We start from the raw sequence: 17,168 nt of genomic DNA, 5'->3' as shown, positions 1-17,168 counted from the left end.
TCCTCAGCGCGCTGCGTCGGCGCTGACGACGCTGACCTTGGCGCCCGGCCGGATGCGCTGCAGTCCCTCGACCACCACACGTTCGCCCGGCTTCAGGCCGGACGTGACGATCCAGTGTTCGCCGGTGGCGCGCGCGACGCCGATGACGCGCGACTCGACGGTATCGTCGTCTTTCACCACCATCACCGTGGGGTTTCCGCGCGGATCTCGCTGCACTGCAGCATGCGGCAGCTGGATGGCGTTTTCGTTCACACCCTGCTCAATCCGGGCGCGCACATACATGCCCGGCAGCAGGCGTTGTTCCGGGTTGGGTACTACAGCGCGTAGCGTGACGCTGCCGGTGCCTGGATCAACGGTGACTTCGGAAAAGGCCAGCCGCCCTTCCTGTTGGTATTCCGTGCCGTCCTCGAAGAGCACTCGCACCGGCGTCTCGCCCGCACTGTTGCTGCGGATGCTGCCTTGTTCGATGGCGCGGCGCATCTGCAGAAGCTCGGTGCCGGATTGCGTCAGGTCGACGTAGATCGGATCAAGCTGCTGCACGGTGGCCAGCGCGTGTTCCTGATTGGCCGTGACCAATGCGCCAGCGGTGACGCTGGAGCGCCCGATGCGCCCGGCGATGGGGGCCTTCACCTGCGTGCGTTCGAGGTCGATGCGTGACGACGTGACGGCGGCGCGCGCTGAGGCGATCTCGGCCTGCACCTGCTTGTAGGCCGCCACGGCGTCGTCGTGGGCCTGGGTGCTGACCGCCTTGATCTTGACCAGCTCCTCATAGCGCTCGGCCCTCACGCGGGCTGCTTCGGCATTGGCCTCGGCGCGCGCCAATGCTGCGCGGGCGCTTTCGAGCGCCGCCTCGTAGGTCGCCGCGTCGATGCGGTACAGCACGGCGCCGGCCGCTACTTCTGCGCCTTCGGTGAATAGCCGCTCCTGAATGATCCCGCCGACTTGCGGGCGGATCTCGGCAACTTGATACGGAGTGGTGCGGCCGGGCAGTTCGGTCGTCACCGTCGTGGCTTCGCCGCGCACTTCAACCACGCTTACCTTGGGCGCTTGCGGACCCTGCGGCGCGCCGCTTTCGCCGTCACTGCCGCTGCCGCATGCGGTAAGGAGGGCCAGAACGGCGGCTGCGGCAACGAGCAGGCCGGGGGCGGGGCTTCGGGGCAGGGCGGGCATGAGCGATCTCGGGGGGCTGGGGGAGTTAGAATGTACGTTCTAGTTTGAGCGCTCATTCTATGTTATGCTGCACTGCATCGCAAGCCCGGATTCCCCGCATGACCGCAGCGCAAGCCATTGTTGACGTACTTCCCAGCCCCCGCGCAGAAGCGCGTCGCGCACAGATCCTGAGTGCCGCGCAGGCCTGTTTCCGCGAGCATGGTTTCCATGGCGCGAGCATCGCGCGCATCTGTCAGGCCGCAGGCATGAGCCCCGGCCACATCTATCACTACTTCCGCAACAAGGAAGACATCATCGCCGCCATCGTCGAACAGGACGTGGCACGCATCCTCGATTTCCACGATCGCATGCGCAGCTCAAACAATCTCACCGCCACGGTGTGCGCCTGTGTGAGCGAGAGCGTGCTGAGTGCGCTTGACGCCGGTGAAGCCGCCTTGAAGCTGGAGATCGTTGCCGAAGCCGCTCGCAATCCGCGCATCGCCGAGCTGGTGCGTGCGGCCGACCAGCGTCTGCGGGCGAGTTTCATATCGATGATGCGCGAGGTCGGGCTGGGCCGCCCGGCCGAAGAGCTTGAGGACTGTGTCGACACCTTGTGCGCGATGTTCGACGGTCTGATGACCCGCGGCGTGCGCAATCCCGATCTTGACGTGGCTACGGTAACCGAGCGTTATCAGCGGCGCGTGCTGGAGCTCATGGGGCTGTAGCGGTCCCCTACATTTTTTTACGATTGCTTGATTTCCGTCGATCCAGCCTCTTTGCAGCACCGCTGCATGCGTCTGCTGCGCTTGGCTGATTCTCCCGCCGTGCCGGGAATGCAGCCCTGGCGCGCTGCGCCGTCCGTCTGCCGCCGCGCAGATTCCGTTTGCATGGCACTTAGCGCGTCGCCCCTCCGTCGCTTTTGATGCCCATCCACCGATTTGCTAGGGTCAGGCGCTCCCCGGACCCTCTGCAAGGCCGCGTGGAACCTCCGGTCCGGGTCAGTTACCCCCAAACCCGAACAGGAGAACAATATGAAGAAGCTCGCACTGAGTGCCACTCTGGCGATGGCCACCGCTCTGCCGGCGCACGCCGAGGGATGGACCGGTGGCCTGGAACTGGGTTTCTCCAACACGGCCGGCAACAGCCGCGACACCAGCCTCAACACCCGCTTCGACCTCAAGCACGAAAACGCCATCTGGTCCCACGAGTTCTACGGCGACGCCTATTACGCCAAGTCCGACGGTGACAAGACCGCCGAGCGCATCGGGCTCGGCTACAAGCCGCGTCGTGAGCTGACCGAGGTCTCCTACGCGTTTGGCACCGTGCGGTACGAGCGTGACCGTTTTTCGGACATTCTGGCGCGCTGGAGCACGATCGGTGGCTACGGCCGGACGCTCTACGAATCGAGCGCGAGCGAGCTCGAAGGCGAAATCGGCGCCGGCTTTCGCAGGACGAACTACGACGAGAACCCCGACGGTCTGCGCCAGACCGAGCCCATTCTTTATGTCGGCGGCCGCTTTGCGCACGAGATCTCGGACAGCGCCAAGTTCGTGCAGACCCTGCGCGTGGAGTTGGGCAGCGAAAACACCTGGACCGAGTCCATCTCCGCGCTGACGCTGCGCGTGACCGATTCGATCTCCGCCAAGCTCTCGCATACCATCCGCCACAACAGCGCAATCGAAGGCGAACGTGGCAAGAAGACGGACCAGATCACCGGCGTGAACATGGTCTACAGCTTCTGAAAGGCCAGTGCCGCCGCGGCTTCCAAAGCATGGCGGCTTGATCTATAGTGGCCCGGCCGCCAAGGCGGCGGTCGAGCTCGCAAGGGCTCGCGCCGAACAGGATTCGCGGCTTCCGGGAACCGGAGGCCGTTTTCGTTTGCGGGGCCCCGACGGCCCCGATGTGCCGCGCGAACCGACGCAGCGGCGATGGAGTGGCAATGGATCTCGAGATTTCCGACACCCTGCGCAACCGGCTGCTGGGCAGCATCGATGCCGACAGCCCGCTGGGCAAGCGGCTCGCCCAGTGCGCCGTATATCACGGCCGCAGCGTGGTGCCGAGCAAGCTCTTCGACGCACCCGCGCTGGAGACCTTCCACAGCCTGTGCGAAGCCGCCGGCGAGCGCACCACCATGCTGCAGGTCGCCGCCCTGCGCCGCATCCGCAGCGAGCCGGCCGGCATCGCCGTGGACAACCTCGAAGTGTTCATTCCGGCGCTCGTCGCCTACCTGTTCAAGGACATCGAAGACGGCTGGCTGTACCGCCGCAACAAGGACGGCGTGCTGCTGCCCTGGCTGGTCAGCTACGTGCGTATGTTCAACCCCGAACAGGGTTCGCCGTATGTCATCGTCGGGCTGATGGCCAACACCATCTGGTCGGCCCACAACGAGGTCAACGAAGACGCCACCCAGCGCGGCGGCGGCATGACAAACGCCATCGTCTTCTACAAGCACGACCTGCAGGGCAAGACCGTGCCTGACCTGCTGGCCGAGCGCGGCTACTTCAAGGAAACCACCGAGCTAAAGCGCGAGTACCTTGAGCACGAGCGTCGCTTCCTCGAACTGCAGCCGCGCTTCGGCATGCAGTTCTCGTGCCGCAACGCCATGTTCCTCGCCAAGGGTCCGCAGGACACCGAGTTCATGAAGCTGCCGCGTGGGGTGAGCGTCAAATGCGTGAACGACGAAGGCGTGCTCGAACGCAGCTTCGACTTCAACGCCGACACCACTTTCTGGCGAGAGCTGGGTATTCCCTGTGGCTTCGAGCGCGTGCCGCTGCACTGCTACCTGAACCTGTTCCACCTCGAGTTGCACCGCAATGTGTGGGTGCACGTGCAGAACCTCGAGCCCTACGAGTACAAGCCCGAACTGCGCGAAAAGCTGGTGTTGCCGGATTCGCACCGCGACCTCATCGACATCCTCACCTCCGACATGGAGGTGCTGCAGGACGACATCGTCGAAGGCAAATCCGGCGGCACCATCATCCTGTGTCAGGGCGCGCCCGGCCTGGGCAAGACGCTGACCGCCGAGGTGTATTCCGAGGTCGTCGGCAAGCCGCTGTATCGCGTGCATTCCGGCCAGCTCGGCATCACCGCCGAATCGGTCGAGGCCAACCTGTCGACCGTGCTGCAGCGTGCCGCGCGCTGGGACGCCATCATGCTGCTCGACGAAGCCGACGTGTACATCCGCTGCCGCGACAACGACCTGCAGCACAACGCCATCGTGGCCGAATTCCTGCGCACGCTGGAGTACTTCAGCGGCCTGCTGTTCATGACCACCAACCGCATCGACGATGTGGACGACGCCATCCTGTCGCGCTGCATCGCCACCATCCGCTACGACGTCCCGCCGCGCGAAGCCGCGGTGCGCCTGTGGCATACGCTGGCAAAGCAGTTCAACGTTGAGCTGGACGAAACGCTGATCGAAGCCCTGGCCGACACCTACAGTGACGCCAGCGGCCGCGACATCAAGGAGCTGCTCAAGCTCACAGCCCGCTTCTGCAAGAGCAAGCAGCTGCCGCTGTCGGCCGAGGCCTTTGCACAGTGCGCGGTGTTCCGCGGACTGGGCGGCAACTGATGCAGTCGCGCGCGTAGCGAAGCAATCTCGTTACCAGCCGCCGGACGCAGGCCATCCTCGGGCCTGCAGTCGGCGCGCCTTCATCCGGTCCACTCCGCACCATCACGGGGCAAAACGCATCACGCGGCTTGCCGCGATGGTGCGTGCTTGTCTGTTTGCCGCCTCCCGACGTGCTCCCCAATCTACAAATCCCCTTGTAATTACTGACAAAACAGCGATCTGGCACGGCTGATGCTTTAACTGGCCTGACTGGTCTGACCAGTTAAAAACCATCTGTCGATCTTGAAAACAGGACCATGCCCAGTATTGCCAGCATCGCTGCTCAAGCGCTCCAACGCCGTATCGTCTCGGGCGAGTTTGCCCAGGGCGATTCCCTGCCGTCGCAGCGCGACCTTGCCGAAAGCCTGAGCATCAGCCGGGCCTCGTTGCGCGAAGCCGTATCGATGCTCGAAGCGCTCGGCCTGGTGCGCTCTCAGGCCGGCAAGGGGGTGTTCGTCACCTGGGGCAGCAAGCTCGGTCCGGCGCAGTTGCCGGCCGGGCCGTCGGCAACCCCACCGCATGCGCTGTTCGAATTCCGCCACGCCATGGAGCCGGTCTGGGCCGGTCTTGCGGCGCAGCGGGCGTCGAAGGCGGATGTGGCCACCTTGTGGGCGATCCAGCACGAGATGGAAGACGCGCTGCGCGCGGGCGACCTGGTGCAGGCCTCGGAGCTGGATCTGCGCTTTCACCTGCAACTGGCCGAGCTGTCGGGCAACCCGCTGATGCGAGCGGTGGCGGCCCAGTTCAGCGCCCAGATCGCCCACAGCCTGCGTCTGCCGTTCAGCGACGTGGGCAGCATGTGGTCGCCGGCCGATGAGCACCGCGTCATCCTCGCCGCCATCGAGGCGGGTGATGCCGCTCAGGCTTCGCAGGCCATGCGGGCACATCTGGACAGCGCCGCCAGCAGGGCGGGCATCGAGTTCGTCAGATCGGAAACTTCCTTCACCCGTTCGTAGGAGTCATGTCATGCAGATCCATCGTCGCAGCTTCATCCAGAACCTTCTCGCCGGCGCTGCGCTGTTCGCATGCGTTGCCTTGCCTGCCCACGCCGACGCGCTCGACAGCGTGCTCAAGAACGGCACGCTGCGCGTCGCCGTGCCGCAGGACTTTCCGCCCTTCGGCAGTGTCGGCACCGACCTCAAGCCGCGTGGCTACGACATCGACATGGCCAACCTGATCGGCAAGCAGCTGGGCGTGAAGGTCGAGCTGGTGCCGGTGACCAGCACCAACCGCATTCCTTTCCTGACCACCGACAAGGTCGATCTGGTGATCTCCAGTCTCGGCAAGAACCCCGAGCGCGAGAAGGTCATCGATTTCTCCGATGCCTACGCGCCCTTCTTCAACGGCGTGTTCGGCCCGACTGACGTCGAGCTCAAGGCGGTTGAAGGCCTGGACGGCAAGACTGTGGGTGTGACGCGCGGCGCGGTCGAAGATCTGGAGTTGAGCAAGATCGTGTCGTCGAAAGTCACCGTGCGCCGCTTCGAGGACAACAACTCCACCATCTCGGCCTACCTCACCGGTCAGGTGGACTTCATCGCCACCGGCAACGTGGTTGCTGCGGCCGTGGCCGACATGACAAGCCGCCGCAGTCTGGAGCCGAAGTTCCTGATCAAGAACTCGCCGTGCTACGTCGCCACCGCCAAGGGTGAGACCGCGCTCATGGCCAAGGTCAACGAGATCATCGCCAAGGCCAAGTCTGACGGTTCGCTTGAGGAAATCTCGCAGCGCTGGCTCAAGGCCCCGCTGCCGCAAGGTCTGTAAGCGCATTCGCGGCCGGCCGCCGTACGCGGTGGCTGGCCCGCGCTGAGTCTGACATTCACCGGATCGGGAGTGCGCATGGCCTACCAGTTCGATTTTGCGCCGGTGTTCGACAACACCGGAATGCTGCTGCAGGGCGCGGCCGCCACGCTGGGCCTGACGGCCGTCGGCGCCTTGCTGGGCATCTCGCTCGGCATCGTCGGCGCAATCTGCCGTGCCTGGCGCGTGCAGCCCTTCTCGGCGGCCTTCGGGGTATATGTGGAGGCCATCCGCAACACGCCGTTTCTGGTGCAGTTGTTCTTCATCTTCTTCGGCCTGCCGTCGCTCGGCGTGAAGCTCAGCGGCTGGGAGGCCTCGATTCTGGCCATGGTCATCAACCTCGGCGCCTACTCCACCGAGATCATTCGTGCCGGCATCATTGCCACGCCGCGCGGGCAGATCGAGGCCGCGGCGTCGCTGGCGCTCAACCGCGTTCAGATCTTCGTGCATGTGGTGCTGCGGCCGTCGCTGGCGCGGGTGTGGCCGGCGCTGGTCAGCCAGGTCATCATCGTCATGCTGGGGTCGGCCGTTTGCTCGCAGATCGCGGCAGAAGAACTCACGTTCGCAGCAAACTACCTGCAGTCTCGCAGCTTCCGCGCGTTTGAGACCTTCCTGGTGGCCACCGCGATGTACTTCGCCATGTCGGTGTTCGTGCGCTGGCTGCTGATGCAGTTCGGCCAGCGCGTCATCGTCGGGAGGGCGCGCTGATGTTCGTCGAATTCACCACCTGGGACATCGTCCGCAACCTGCTCGAAGGCGCGAAATGGACGCTCGCGCTGTCGCTCATCGCCTTTGCGCTGGGCGGCGGGGTGGGGCTGCTGATCCTGTTCCTGCGCATCTCGCGCAGCCGCCCGCTGCAATGGTTCACCAAGGCCTACATCGAGGTCTTCCAGGGCACGCCGCTGCTGATGCAGCTGTTCATCGTCTTCTTCGGCCTGCCGCTGTTCGGCGTGAATGTGTCGCCGTGGATGGCAGCAGCCCTGGGACTGACGCTGTTTACCAGCGCCTATCTGGCCGAGATCTGGCGCGGCTGCGTCGAGGCCGTGCCGCGCGGCCAATGGGAAGCCTCCTCCAGCCTGGCGCTGGGTTTCACGCAGCAGATGCGCTACGTGATCCTGCCGCAAGCCATGCGCCTGGCCATTCCGCCGACCGTCGGCTTCTCGGTGCAGGTGGTCAAGGGCACGGCAGTGGCCTCGATCATCGGCTTCTCCGAACTCACCAAGACCGGCTCGATGCTCGCCAACGCCACTTTCCAGCCGTTCATGGTGTTCGGGCTGGTGGCGGTCGGCTACTTCGCGCTGTGCTATCCACTTTCGCTGTATGCGAAACACCTGGAGAGGAAGTTCCATGTCGCTCGTTAAGATCACCGCCCTGCACAAGCATTTCGGCAGCAACCACGTGCTCAAGGGCATCGACCTGACCGTCGAGAAGGGTGACGTCATCGCCCTCATCGGTCGCAGCGGTTCGGGCAAGAGCACGCTGCTGCGCACCATCAACGGCCTCGAAACCATCGACGACGGCGAGATCGTGGTCGACGGCGCTGCGCTGCACGGCGGCAAGGGCGATCTGCGCGCGCTGCGCCAGAAGGTCGGCATGGTGTTCCAGCAGTTCAACCTGTTTCCGCATCTCACCGCCGGGGAGAACGTGATGCTCGCGCCCACCGTGGTCAAGAAGACACCCAAGGGCGAGGCCGAGGCGATTGCCCGCGAGGTGCTGGCCAAGGTCGGACTGTCCGACAAGTTCGACAGCTTCCCCGACCAACTATCCGGCGGCCAGCAGCAGCGCGTGGCGATTGCCCGTGCGCTGGCCATGAACCCCAGCGTGCTGCTGTGCGACGAGATCACTTCCGCGCTCGACCCCGAACTGGTCAGCGAGGTGCTGGCAGTGGTGCGTCAGCTTGCCGACGAAGGCATGACGCTGATCATGGTCACGCACGAGATGCGCTTCGCACGCGACGTCGGCAACAAGCTGATCTTCATGCACCACGGCCGCATCCACGAAAGCGGCGACCCCAAAGTCATCCTGAGCGACCCGCAGACGCCGGAGCTGGCCAACTTCACGCGCTCGGTGATGTAAGCCGCGCTGCGGCGCGCGGGTTTCAGCCCCGCCCCTCGCGCCGTAGCCGTCGGTCCACCATCACCCGATAGGCGCGCGAACACAGCCCGCGCACGCCCGGCAGGCCGATCAGCCAAGCCAGCGGCTTGAGCGCCCACACCCGCGACATCAGCAGAATGTAGGCATCGAGCTCACGCAGCACCCGCCCGTCCGGCGCACGCACGTGCAGCTCACGCAGCGCTAGCGCCGGATCGATGCCCTCGGCCCGCAAGGCATCGTCCCGTCCGGTGATGTCGCACCACTCCACATCCTTCCCGCCCTCTCCGGCCAGATGCTCGTAATTGGCCCGGTCGCGCCGGCAGCGCGGACAGGCGCCGTCGTAGAAGACGGTCAGCGGATCTTCTTCGGGCATGGTTTTCCTCCGCTTTCAGTGTGGCACGCTCGGCATTGCTATGCTTCCAGTTTCATCCAGCCGGGAGGGAGGTGTCATGTCAGCGACAGAAGTTACGGGGAGTTGTCTGTGTGGCCGCGTGAAGCTGCGCGCGAAGGTGAAAGACAGGGTGTACGGCGCCTGCCATTGCACTACCTGCCGCAAATGGAACGGTGGGCCGATGCTGGCGGTGGAGTGCGCGGAGACGCCGACCATCGAAGGTGCGGAGCACATCAAGGCGTATGACTCGTCGGAATGGGCGGATCGCGGGTTCTGCAGCCATTGCGGCACGCATCTGTTCTACCGGCTGAAACAGAGCGGCTTCTATGCGTTTCCGCTGGGCTTGCTGGAGGACGGCGACTGGCGCTTCGACCATCAGGTGTTCATCGACGAGAAGCCGGCGCATTACGCGTTTGCCAACAAGACACACGACATGACGGGGGCCGAGGTATTTGCGAAGTTCGGGGCGCCGGAAGACTGAGCGTTCAGACCTGTTCGGCGTCGCCGGAGGCGAACTCGGCGAGCGTTGAATCCGGCTCGGCGAGCCAGGCTTCGGGCGCCACTTCGGCTACGCGGCTGGCGATCTTGCGGGCGTAGCGTGTGCCGGATATTTCGGCGATGAAGCGCAGCGTGGCGTCGATGGTGTTCATGACTTCGGTTTCGGCGGTGGCGGCGTGCAGGCGGGCTGACATGGCGTTGGCGTCGTCGCGGCGCATCAGGCTGAGCATGTCGGTGACGTAGATTTTTGCAATGGCGGCCGAACGGCGGTTGCGGGTCGTTGCGGCCGGTTCGGGCGCGATGGGTGCCGCCGCTGCCTCGGACGGTGGCGGCGGTGGCGGCTCTGGTGGTGCTTCCGCGATCTGTGTCCAGCTCAGAAAACCTTGTTCTCGCAGTCGTTCGAGCGTGTCGGGCGTGCCGGGCCCGAGCAGCGCGGTGAGTTCGTCAGGTGGGCGTTTGCCGTCGCACAGGATCAGCAGGCGGCGCTCGGCAAGGCCCAGCGTGGGGTCGCGCACGGCCAATGCAGTGCGGGCGAGTTCGGTCTTGGCCGGATGCATGGTCGGGAGCAAGTCGGGTCACGGAGTGCATACGCTGCCGCATGCGCGTTACGCCGCGATGAAGGCGGCACGGCCGGTAAAAGCGCAAGCCTCGGGAACCCGCCCCGGGCGATAGAATCAGAACCCGCTCCTCTTCCTTTCCGGCCACTTCATGACCGACTCGATCCGCATCCGCGGCGCGCGCCAGAACAACCTGCGCAACCTCTCGCTCGACATCGCGCTCAACGAGCTGACGGTGGTGACCGGGGTGTCCGGCTCGGGCAAATCCTCGCTGGTGTTCGACACGCTCTATGCCGAGGGGCAGCGACGCTACGTCGAGACCTTCTCGCCCTACGCGCGGCAGTTTCTCGACCGCCAGGACAAGCCGCAGGTCGACCGCATCGAGGGTGTACCGCCGGCGATTGCGATCGACCAGACCAACCCGGTGCGCAGCTCGCGCTCGACGGTTGGCACCATGACCGAGCTGTCGGACCACTTCAAGCTGCTCTACGCGCGTGCGGCGCACTTGCATTGCCGGGGTTGCGGCTGCGAGGTGCAGCGCGACGACCCGGAGAGCATCGTTCGGGCGCTGGCCGAGCGCACGGCCAAGGATGATCCGCGTCTGGTGCTGAGTTTCCCGGTGCCGGTGCCGCACAACTTCAGTGAGGCCGAGGTCGAGCAGCTGCTCGCCGCCCAGGGTTACACCCGCATCCAGTCGCGCGAAAAGGCTGCGGACGGCGATGTGCTGCATGTCGTGCAGGATCGCCTGCGCTTCTCGAATGCGGAATCCGCGCGCGTGGCCGAGGCGATCGAGGCGGCACTGGTGCGCGGTAAGGGCCGCATGAGCGTGCATGCCGAAGATGCGACATGGCGCTTCTCGACCGATCTGCACTGCGCCGACTGCGACATCCATTACGGCGACCCCACGCCGGGGCTGTTCTCGTTCAATTCGCCGATCGGCGCGTGCGAGATCTGCCGGGGCTTCGGCCGGGTGATCGGCGTGGATTTCGGGCTGGTCGTGCCGGACGAATCAAAGACGCTGCGCGAAGGCGCGGTGAAGCCATGGCAGTCCAAGAGCTACGCCGAGAGTCAGGACGACCTGATCAAAATGGCGCCGAAGTACGGCGTGCCGCTGGACGTGCCTTTCGGCGATCTGTCGCCCGAGCATCGCCGCTGGGTGCTGGAAGGCGACGAGACCTGGAAGAGCTGGAAATCCTCGTGGCCGAAGAAGTGGTACGGCGTGCGTCACTTCTTCGACTGGCTGGAGACCAAGGCCTACAAGATGCACATCCGCGTGCTGCTGTCGCGTTATCGCAGCTACACGGAATGCCCGGCCTGTCACGGCGCGCGGCTCAAGCCCGAGGCGCTGCTGTGGCGTCTGGGCGGTAAGGGCAAGAACAGCGCCGCGATCCATCAGTTGATGGCCAAACCGATAGCCCGTGTGCGCGAGTTCGTCGATGGCCTGGAACTGCCCAAGCCGCTCGATGAAGCCACCGATTTGCTGCTCGGCGAGGTGCGCAGCCGGCTCGATTACCTCGACCGCGTGGGGCTCGCCTATCTCACGCTGGATCGGCAGTCGCGCACGCTGTCCGGCGGCGAGGTGCAGCGCATCAACCTGACCACGGCGCTGGGCACTTCGCTGGTGAACACGCTGTTCGTGCTCGACGAACCGAGCATCGGCCTGCACCCGCGCGACATCGACCGCATCCTGGGCGTCATGACGCGGTTGCGCGACGCCGGCAACACGCTGGTGGTGGTCGAGCACGATCCGCAGATCATGTTCGCCGCCGACCGTCTGCTCGACATCGGCCCCGGCCCCGGCGAGCGTGGCGGCGAGATCGTGGCCTATGCCACGCCGGCCGAAGTCGCGGCCGACCCGGCTTCGCGCACCGGCGCCTATCTGGCCGGCCGTGAGCGTGTCGACATCGGCCGGTTGGCGCGTCCGGTGGCCGATGGTGGCCCGGCGCTGACGCTGCGTGGCGCACGTCTGCACAACCTGCGCAGCGTCGATGTGGAATTTCCGCTGGGGCATCTGGTGTGCGTCTCGGGCGTGTCCGGCTCGGGCAAGTCCTCGCTGATCCAGGATGTGCTGTACCCCGCGCTGGCGCGCCGTTTCGGCGAGAGCGTGGCCTCCGAACTGCCGCCCGATGCGCTGGCTGGCATCGATGGCGCCGAGCATCTGGCGGGCGTGGTGCTGGTCGATCAGTCGCCGATCGGCAAGAGCGCACGCTCGATGCCGGTCAGCCACGTCGGCGCGTGGGACGCCATCCGCAAGCGCTACGCCGCGCTGCCCGAGGCCAAGGCGCGCGGCTACACGCCGGGCACCTTCAGCTTCAACACCGGCACCGGGCGTTGCCCGACCTGCACCGGCTCGGGCTTTGAGCATGTCGAGATGCAGTTTCTGTCGGACGTGTACCTGCGCTGCCCGGATTGCGACGGCAAGCGCTACCGCCCCGAAGTGCTGGAACTGCAATGGCGCGGCAAGTCGGTGGCCGACGTGCTGGAGATGACGGTGCGCGAGGCGCTCGATTTCTTCGCCGGCGAGAAGGACGCCCTCGCGGCGCTGGCGCCGCTGGCGGACGTCGGGCTGGAATACGTGCGTCTGGGTCAGCCGGTGCCGACGCTCTCGGGCGGCGAGGCGCAGCGCCTGAAGCTCGCCGGCCATCTGGCCGAGGCCACCAAGCTGGCGGGCCGGAAATCGCGCAAGGGCGCGGGCGAGCAGCTGCTGTTCCTGTTCGACGAGCCGACCACCGGCCTGCATTTTTCCGACGTGGCGACCTTGCTCGGGGCGTTCGACAAGCTGCTCGACGCCGGACATTCGGTGGTGGTCATCGAGCACAACCTCGACGTGTTGCTGACGGCCGACTGGCTCATCGACCTCGGCCCCGAAGGCGGCGAGGACGGCGGCGAGATTCTGGCCTGCGGCACCCCCGAAGCGGTGATGCGCGTCGAGGCGTCCCACACCGGCCGCGCCATGCGCGAATACCGCGCCGCGCTCGACAGCAAGGCGGTGCTGCGCAAGGTGGCCGAGGCCGCGCCGCGCCATCGTCCGCTGCCGGCGCCCGTCATCGGCATCCGCCACGCGCGCGAGCACAACCTGAAGAACGTCAGCCTGGAGATTCCGCGCGACAAGTTCACGGTGATCACCGGGCTGTCCGGCTCGGGCAAGTCCACGCTGGCTTTTGACATCGTGTTCGGCGAGGGCCAGCGGCGCTATCTCGAATCGCTCAACGCCTACGCGCGCCAGTTCGTGCAGCCGGCCAGCCGGCCGGATGTGGACCACCTCACCGGCATCCCGCCCACTGTCGCCATCGAGCAGCGCGTGAGCCGCGGCGGGCGCAAGAGCACGGTCGGCACGCTGACCGAGATCCAGCCCTTTCTGCGCCTGCTGTACGTCAAGCTCGGCACGCAGTACTGCCCGGACTGCGAAGTGCCGGTTGTGCCGCAGAGCTTCGACGCCATCGCTACGCAGATCGCGAAGGACTTTGCCGGCAAGTCGGTCGAACTGCTGTCGCCGCTGGTGATGAACCGCAAGGGTTTGTATACCGATCTTGCCAAATGGGCGCGCGGCAAGGGCTTCGAGCAACTGCGCGTGGACGGCGAATATCTGCCGACCACCAAGTGGCCGCGGCTGGACCGCTATCAGGAACACAACATCGACCTGCCGGTGGGCATGCTGGTGGCGAAAGCCGACAGCGAGCCGCGCCTGCGCGAATTGCTGGAAACCGCGCTGGAGCATGGCAAAGGCGTGGTCAAGGTGCTGGAGCTGGGCGCACTCAACGCCGCCCCGGTGACCTTCTCGACCAAGCGCGCCTGCCCGTGCTGCGGCACCAGCTTCCCCGAGCCCGACCCGCGGCTGTTCTCGTACAACGCCAAGCATGGCTGGTGCGCGAGCTGTTTCGGCACCGGGCTGAAGGTGAGCGGGCGTGTGGAAGACCCCAACGAGCTCGATCTGGCCGAGGACGAGCATGTAGTCGATGAGGTTTGCCCGGCCTGCGAAGGTGCGCGGCTGAACCCGGTGGCGCGCGCGGTGCGCTTCCGCGATCTGGGCATTCACGAGCTGTCGTCGTTCGCGGTGGACAAGGTGGCCGGCTTCTTCGAGGCCATCGCGCTGACCGGCCGCGAGGTCGACATCGGCCGCGATCTGGTCGCGGAGATCGGTGGCCGGCTGCAGTTCCTGCACAAGGTCGGTCTGGGCTATCTGGCGCTCGACCGCGGGGCGCCGACCTTGTCGGGCGGCGAGGCGCAGCGCATCCGCCTGGCGGCGCAGCTTGGCTCCAACCTGCGCGGCGTGTGCTACATCCTCGACGAGCCGACCATTGGCCTGCATCCGCGCGACAACCGCCTGCTGCTGGATACGCTCGAAGCGCTGCGCGACCGCGGCAACACCCTGCTGGTGGTGGAGCACGACGAAGACACCATCCGCCGCGCCGACCACGTCATCGACCTCGGCCCCGGTGCCGGCGTGCGCGGTGGGCAGGTCACCGCCGAAGGCTCGCTGGCGGACCTGATGGCCGCGCCCGAATCGGCCACCGGCCGCTGCCTGCGCGCGCCGCTGCTGCATCCGCTCCACCCGCGTCGTGACGTTGCCGCCGATCACCCGGCCATCGTCGTGCGCGGCGCCAGCCTGCACAACCTCAGGAACGTTGAGGCGCGCGTGCCGCTGGGCCGGCTGACCGTGGTTACCGGGGTCTCCGGCTCGGGCAAGTCGACGCTGGCGCGCGATGTGTTGCTGGCCAACCTGCAGCGCGTGGTCGGCGCGAAGACCGCGCAACCGGTGCTCGGCTGCAAGAGCATCGAAGGCGCCGAGTTCATCGGCCGCGTGCTGGAAGTCGACCAGACCCCCATCGGCAAGACGCCGCGCTCGTGCCCGGCGACCTACGTCGGCTTCTGGGACACCATCCGCAAGCTGTTCGCCGAGACCTTCGACGCCAAGACGCGCGGCTGGAACGCCTCGCGCTTCTCGTTCAATACCGGCGCCGGGCGCTGCCCGGTGTGTCAGGGGCAGGGGCAGGTCACGGTCGAGATGAACTTCCTGCCCGACGTGAAGTTGCCGTGCGAAGCCTGCTCAGGCCGCCGCTTCAACGTCGAAACGCTGGCGGTCGAATGGCGGGGCAAGTCGGCGGCCGAGGTGCTGGAGATGCCGGTGGACGAAGCGGTGGAGTTCTTCGCCGCGCACCCGTCGGTCGCCCATCCCCTGCGCCTGCTGCAGGACGTCGGGCTGGGTTACCTGACGCTGGGCCAGCCCAGCCCCACGCTCTCAGGCGGCGAAGCGCAGCGCATCAAGCTGGTCACCGAGCTGGCCAAGGTGCGCGGCCGCGCCGGTGAATCGGCGGCCACCGGCGGGCGCCCGCTGCCGGCCGAACGGCACACGCTGTACGTGCTCGACGAGCCCACCGTGGGTCTCCACATGGCCGACGTCGAGAAGCTCATCCACGTGCTGCATCGGCTGGCGGATGCTGGCCACACGGTGCTGGTGATCGAACACGATCTGGACGTGATGGCCGAAGCCGACTGGCTGATCGACCTCGGGCCGGAGGGTGGCGATGGTGGCGGCGAAATTGTTGCGCAGGGCCCTGTCGAAGCCGTTCGCAGCGTTACGCGGTCACATACTGCGGCCATCCTGGGTGAATTCCTCGCCACGCGCACCTCGACGGAGAAAGCATGAGTCAACGCCTCATCAAGGTCTGGGATCTACCGACCCGGCTGTTCCACTGGTCGCTCACCGTGCTGATCGTCGCGGCGGTGGTGACGGTCAAGATTGGTGGCAACGCAATGCTGTGGCACGGCCGCATCGGGCTTGCGATTCTCGGCCTCGTGGTGTTCCGCGTCGCGTGGGGCGTGGTCGGTTCGACGTACGCCCGCTTCACCGACTTCGTGCCGGGGCCGCGCGCGATCCGCGACTATCTGGCCGGGCGCTGGGATGGCGTGGGCCACAATCCGCTGGGCGCTTTGTCGGTGCTCGCACTGCTCGGTGTGGTGGCCTATCAGGTTGGCACCGGCCTCTTTTCCAATGACGACATCGCCTTCAGTGGTCCGTTGGCGCCGGCCGTGTCGTCAGACACCAGCGGCTGGCTGTCGGGCCTGCACCGCCAGGGCGAGTGGTTCCTGTACGGGCTGGTCGCCCTGCACGTGGCGGCCGTGCTGTATTACGTGCGGGCAAAGCGCGACGACATCCTCACGCCGATGATCACCGGCCGAAAGCGTGTCGAAGGCGAGCATCGCGAGGCGCGCGGCGGTGGCGCGGCGGCTTTCGTCATTGCGCTGATCGTGGCGCTCGGGGCGGTATGGGCTGCAAGCGGTGCCTTGCTGCCCCCGCCTCCGCCGCCACCCCCGGCAAATATGGGGTGGTGAGCGGCTCGCACCGCGCGCCGAAAGACAAAACGGCCACCCTCGGGTGGCCGTTTTTGATGATGCCGAGGACTTATTCCTTCTCGCGGTAGTTGTCGTGACAGGCCTTGCAGGCCTTGCCGACCTCGCCAAACTGCGCGGCGACGGCAGCCTTGTCGCCGTTGGCGGCAACTTGCTGCAGCTTGTTTGCCTGTTGAACGAAATTAACCGCAATTTCGCGCACCTTGTCCTGCTCGGCGAAGAACTCCGGCTTGAGGCGCGTTTCCTTCCAGCCCGTGCCCTTGTCGGTGCCCGGCGCATACAGCGCGCCCATGCCCGAATTGGCGACGGAGGCGATGACATTGGCGGCGGCCGCGACGCGGGCCTGATCGTAATTCGCGCCTTCGAGCTGGGCCTTGATGTTGCCCATGTTCCACGACATGAAGCTGTAGCCGGACTGGCGGAACTTGATCATGTCGGAGGCGGAGACCTGAGCCTGTGCAGCGGCCGTGACCGCCAGTGCCGTGACACCGAGGATGGCTGCGAGCATGGTTTTCTTCATTGTGTTGCTCCTGAGACAGGTGGAAATCGGGAGTGCCGCTGCATCGCAGCAACGGCGAAATGACCGCGTGCGGCGCATTTGGTTCGAATCTATCTGATCTGGATCAGCATCTGCAATTGCATTGCCGCATAAGCTTGGCCACTAAAGCATGCGGGGTCATGAGTCATGACCCCGCATCTCGTCCTGACCATTCTGCCGTTC

At 65.9% G+C, this 17,168-nt stretch carries 15 protein-coding genes; 11 read left to right on the top strand and 4 right to left on the bottom strand.

Going from position 1 to position 17,168, the window contains the following annotated elements; genetic code table 11:
* Positions 1-3: 3 nt before the first annotated feature.
* Entirely contained in the window at positions 4-1,170 is a 1,167-nt protein-coding gene (locus AC6H0N_RS04975) for an efflux RND transporter periplasmic adaptor subunit (protein WP_497572955.1), read from the bottom strand.
* A gap of 98 nt (positions 1,171-1,268) precedes the next feature.
* Here AC6H0N_RS04975 and AC6H0N_RS04970 point away from each other — a divergent pair, with 98 nt between their 5' ends.
* From AC6H0N_RS04970 to AC6H0N_RS04935, 8 genes are all read left to right on the top strand, one after another.
* A complete protein-coding gene (locus tag AC6H0N_RS04970) occupies positions 1,269-1,874 on the top strand; it encodes a TetR/AcrR family transcriptional regulator (protein WP_497572954.1) in 606 nt (201 codons plus the stop codon).
* A gap of 306 nt (positions 1,875-2,180) precedes the next feature.
* A complete protein-coding gene (locus AC6H0N_RS04965) occupies positions 2,181-2,891 on the top strand; it encodes a DUF481 domain-containing protein (protein WP_497572953.1) in 711 nt (236 codons plus the stop codon).
* A 197-nt stretch (positions 2,892-3,088) separates the two neighbouring features.
* Entirely contained in the window at positions 3,089-4,720 is a 1,632-nt protein-coding gene (locus AC6H0N_RS04960; protein ID WP_497572952.1) for an AAA family ATPase, read from the top strand.
* Positions 4,721-5,016: 296 nt separating this feature from the next.
* A complete protein-coding gene (locus tag AC6H0N_RS04955) occupies positions 5,017-5,715 on the top strand; it encodes a FadR/GntR family transcriptional regulator (RefSeq protein WP_497572951.1) in 699 nt (232 codons plus the stop codon).
* Between the two features lie 10 nt (positions 5,716-5,725).
* Positions 5,726-6,520, top strand: a complete 795-nt coding sequence (locus AC6H0N_RS04950) for a transporter substrate-binding domain-containing protein (RefSeq protein ID WP_497572950.1) — start codon at positions 5,726-5,728, stop codon at positions 6,518-6,520.
* A gap of 75 nt (positions 6,521-6,595) precedes the next feature.
* Entirely contained in the window at positions 6,596-7,264 is a 669-nt protein-coding gene (locus AC6H0N_RS04945; protein ID WP_497572949.1) for an amino acid ABC transporter permease, read from the top strand.
* Positions 7,264-7,917, top strand: a complete 654-nt coding sequence (locus AC6H0N_RS04940) for an amino acid ABC transporter permease (RefSeq protein ID WP_497572948.1) — start codon at positions 7,264-7,266, stop codon at positions 7,915-7,917. Before AC6H0N_RS04945 ends, AC6H0N_RS04940 begins: the two co-directional genes overlap by 1 nt.
* Entirely contained in the window at positions 7,904-8,632 is a 729-nt protein-coding gene (locus AC6H0N_RS04935) for an amino acid ABC transporter ATP-binding protein (protein ID WP_497572947.1), read from the top strand. The genes AC6H0N_RS04940 and AC6H0N_RS04935 overlap by 14 nt, the downstream gene beginning before the upstream one ends.
* A 22-nt stretch (positions 8,633-8,654) precedes the next feature.
* Here AC6H0N_RS04935 and AC6H0N_RS04930 read toward each other — a convergent pair whose 3' ends face one another.
* Complete coding sequence (locus tag AC6H0N_RS04930) at positions 8,655-9,023, bottom strand: thiol-disulfide oxidoreductase DCC family protein (protein WP_497572946.1); 369 nt, start codon at positions 9,021-9,023, stop codon at positions 8,655-8,657.
* Between AC6H0N_RS04930 and AC6H0N_RS04925 the strand changes: the two genes are divergently transcribed.
* Entirely contained in the window at positions 9,022-9,522 is a 501-nt protein-coding gene (locus AC6H0N_RS04925) for a GFA family protein (protein ID WP_497572945.1), read from the top strand. The two genes, AC6H0N_RS04930 and AC6H0N_RS04925, sit on opposite strands and share 2 nt — an antisense overlap.
* A gap of 4 nt (positions 9,523-9,526) precedes the next feature.
* On the opposite strand, the gene AC6H0N_RS04920 is transcribed toward AC6H0N_RS04925, so the two are convergent.
* On the bottom strand, positions 9,527-10,108 hold the full coding sequence (locus AC6H0N_RS04920) for a hypothetical protein (protein WP_497572944.1): 582 nt from the start codon (positions 10,106-10,108) through the stop codon (positions 9,527-9,529).
* A gap of 139 nt (positions 10,109-10,247) precedes the next feature.
* On the opposite strand from AC6H0N_RS04920, the gene uvrA reads away from it, so the two are divergent.
* Together uvrA and AC6H0N_RS04910 are read left to right on the top strand one after the other, a co-directional pair.
* Positions 10,248-15,743, top strand: a complete 5,496-nt coding sequence (uvrA, locus tag AC6H0N_RS04915; RefSeq protein ID WP_497572943.1) for an excinuclease ABC subunit UvrA — start codon at positions 10,248-10,250, stop codon at positions 15,741-15,743.
* Entirely contained in the window at positions 15,740-16,429 is a 690-nt protein-coding gene (locus tag AC6H0N_RS04910) for a cytochrome b/b6 domain-containing protein (protein ID WP_497572942.1), read from the top strand. The genes uvrA and AC6H0N_RS04910 overlap by 4 nt, the downstream gene beginning before the upstream one ends.
* Positions 16,430-16,499: 70 nt before the next feature.
* On the opposite strand, the gene AC6H0N_RS04905 is transcribed toward AC6H0N_RS04910, so the two are convergent.
* Positions 16,500-16,967 (bottom strand): c-type cytochrome, encoded by a 468-nt coding sequence (locus AC6H0N_RS04905; protein ID WP_497572941.1) that lies wholly within the window; start codon positions 16,965-16,967, stop codon positions 16,500-16,502.
* Between the last annotated feature and the right edge of the window lie 201 nt (positions 16,968-17,168).

The organism is Pseudazoarcus sp. NS34, from assembly GCF_059703725.1.
The sequence above is the reverse complement of the archived record's forward strand: the minus strand, read 5'-3'. Positions and strand labels throughout refer to the sequence as shown.